We start from the raw sequence: 2,673 nt of genomic DNA, 5'->3' as shown, positions 1-2,673 counted from the left end.
CGCGCCTACGTCGAACAAGACCTCCACGAGATCTACGAGGGCGAGGTCCGCTACGCCCGCGACGCCTTCGAAGGCCTACGCCTCATGGACGCCCTGATGGGAGTGAAGCGGGGAGTCCCCGGAGCCGAGCTCCCGCCCCTGAAGAAGCGCCGCGTGCCTCGGCGCGCCGACGCGTCGGGGGCCGGCGCCGCCGGATCCCTTCTGGTGGAGGAACGCGAGGAGCCCGGCGGACGCTCCGACGTCTCCGTCGACAACCCGATCCCCACCCCGCCCTTCTGGGGCACCCGGGTCGTCAAGGGCATCCCGCTCAAGGACTACGCCTCCTGGCTCGACGAGACCGCCCTCTTCAAGGGCCAGTGGGGCCTCAAGGACGCCGACACCATCGAAACGGAGGGTCGGCCCCGGCTGCGCGGCTGGCTCGATCGGCTGCACACCGACGGGCTGCTCGAAGCGGCCGTCGTGCACGGCTACTTCCCCTGCGTCTCCAAGGGCGAGGACCTGATCCTCCTCGACGAGCTCGGCGGAGAGCTGACCCGCTTCACCTTCCCGCGCCAGCGCCGCGGCCGGCGCCTGTGCCTCGCGGACTTCTTCCGCCCCGAGGAGTCCGGCGAGATCGACGTCATCGGCCTCCAGGTCGTCACCGTCGGCAGCCGCATCGGGGAGGAGACGGCCAAGCTCTTCGCCGCCGACGCCTACCGCGAGTACCTGGAACTGCACGGCCTCTCCGTCCAGCTCGCCGAGGCCCTCGCCGAGTACTGGCACGCCCGCGTCCGCGCCGAACTGGGCATCGCCGGGTCCGACCCGGCCTCCATGCACGGCATGTTCCGCACCGAGTACCAAGGCTGCCGCTACTCCCTCGGCTATCCCGCCTGCCCCGACCTGGAGGACCGCGCCAAGATCGCCGACCTCCTCCGGCCGGAGCGGATCGGGGTCCACCTGTCGGAGGAGTTCCAGCTCCACCCGGAGCAGTCCACCGACGCGCTCGTCATCCACCACCCCGCGGCCACGTACTTCAACGCACGCTGACACCGGAAAGGTTCGATCCCATGGCAGCCGTCGTTGCAGAACGGCCGACCCTCGTCCGTCTCAAGCCCGCCGCGCGCCCGGGCGTACGCGAACTACTGGCCACGGGCCGGCGCTCGTACTCCTTCGAGTTCTTCCCGCCCAGGACCGAGGCGGGCGTGCGGACCCTGTGGAACGCGATCCGCCGGATCGAGGCCTTCGCGCCCTCGTTCGTGTCCGTCACCTACGGCGCCGGCGGCTCCTCCCGGGACCGTACCGTCGAGCTCACCCAGCGGATCGCGGCCGAGACGACCCTGCGCCCGGTCGCGCACCTGACGGCGGTCGGCCACTCCCGGGCCGAGTTGCGCCACATCATCGGCCAGTACGCCGACGCCGGCATCCGGGACGTCCTCGCCCTGCGCGGGGACCCGCCGGGCGACCCGAAAGGCGTGTGGACCCCGCATCCGCAGGGCTTCACGCACGCACACGAGCTGGTCGGCATGATCCGGCAGTTGGGCGACTTCAGCGTGGGCGTGGCCGCGTTCCCCGAGCGCCACCCGCGCTCTCCCGGATGGACCGACGACATCCGCCACTTCGCCGCCAAGTGCAGGGCGGGCGCCGACTACGCGATCACGCAGATGTTCTTCCACGTCGAGGACTACCTACGGCTGCGCGACCGACTGGCATCGGTGGGCTGCCTGACACCGGTCATCCCCGAGATCATGCCGGCGACCGACTTCCGCCAGATCCAGCGGTTCGCCGCACTGAGCAACGCCCGCTTCCCGTCCGCTCTGGCCCGCCGGCTGGAGGCGGTGCAGGACAACCCGGCCGACGGACACCGGGTGGGCGTCGAGTACGCGACCGCGATGGCCGAACGCCTGCTGGCCGAGGGTGCTCCGGGCCTCCACTACATCACCCTGAACCGCTCCACCGCGACCCTCGAGATCCACCAGAACCTGGGCGTCTAGTGCTGTGACGCACTGGCCCTTCATCCACCACCGGAGTCACCATGACCAGCACGTCCCCCGCCGATTTCACCGACTACAAGGTCGCCGACATCGGCCTCGCGGAGTTCGGCCGCAAGGAGATCACCCTGGCCGAGCACGAGATGCCCGGCCTGATGTCGATCCGCGCCGAGTACGCGGAGGCGCAGCCGCTGGCCGGCGCCCGCATCACCGGCTCGCTGCACATGACCGTGCAGACCGCCGTCCTGATCGAGACCCTCGTCGCCCTCGGCGCCGACGTCCGCTGGGTCTCCTGCAACATCTTCTCCACCCAGGACCACGCGGCCGCCGCGATCGCCGCCGCGGGGATCCCCGTCTTCGCCTGGAAGGGTGAGACGCCGGAGGAGTACTGGTGGTGCACGGAGCAGGCGCTGACCTGGCCCGGCGCCGACGGCCCCAACATGATCCTCGACGACGGTGGTGACGCCACCCTCCTCGTCCACAAGGGCGTCGAGTTCCAGAAGGCCGGCTCCGTCCCTGACCCGTCCACCGCCGACAACGAGGAACTCGCCCTCGTCCTCGGGCTGCTGCGGCGCAGCGGCATCGACTGGGTGAAGCTCGCGTCGGAGATCCGCGGTGTGACGGAGGAGACCACCACCGGTGTCCACCGTCTCTACGAGATGATGTCCGAGGGCACCCTGCTGTTCCCGGCGATCAACGTGAACGA

Annotated in this window: 3 protein-coding genes; all 3 read left to right on the top strand. The window is 70.5% G+C overall.

Features of this window, described 5'->3' with window-relative positions:
- Positions 1-1,026, top strand: a 1,026-nt coding sequence (locus tag ACGFYY_RS42290) for a vitamin B12 dependent-methionine synthase activation domain-containing protein (RefSeq protein ID WP_393717966.1), incomplete at its 5' end; no start/stop codon positions are given.
- A 20-nt stretch (positions 1,027-1,046) separates the two neighbouring features.
- Complete coding sequence (gene metF / locus ACGFYY_RS42285) at positions 1,047-1,970, top strand: methylenetetrahydrofolate reductase [NAD(P)H] (protein ID WP_393717964.1); 924 nt, start codon at positions 1,047-1,049, stop codon at positions 1,968-1,970.
- Positions 1,971-2,011: 41 nt separating this feature from the next.
- Positions 2,012-2,673, top strand: a 662-nt coding sequence (locus tag ACGFYY_RS42280; protein WP_393717962.1) for an adenosylhomocysteinase, incomplete at its 3' end; no start/stop codon positions are given.

The organism is Streptomyces sp. NPDC048331 (genome assembly GCF_043201215.1).
Lineage (GTDB): Bacteria > Actinomycetota > Actinomycetes > Streptomycetales > Streptomycetaceae > Streptomyces.
This window is presented reverse-complemented; position numbering and strand designations above follow the sequence as displayed.

Bases quoted from the DNA above. Each gene is read 5' to 3' on its own strand.
- metF (WP_393717964.1), top strand. From the start codon at position 1,047: ATGGCAGCCGTCGTTGCAGAACGGCCGACCCTCGTCCGTCTCAAGCCC.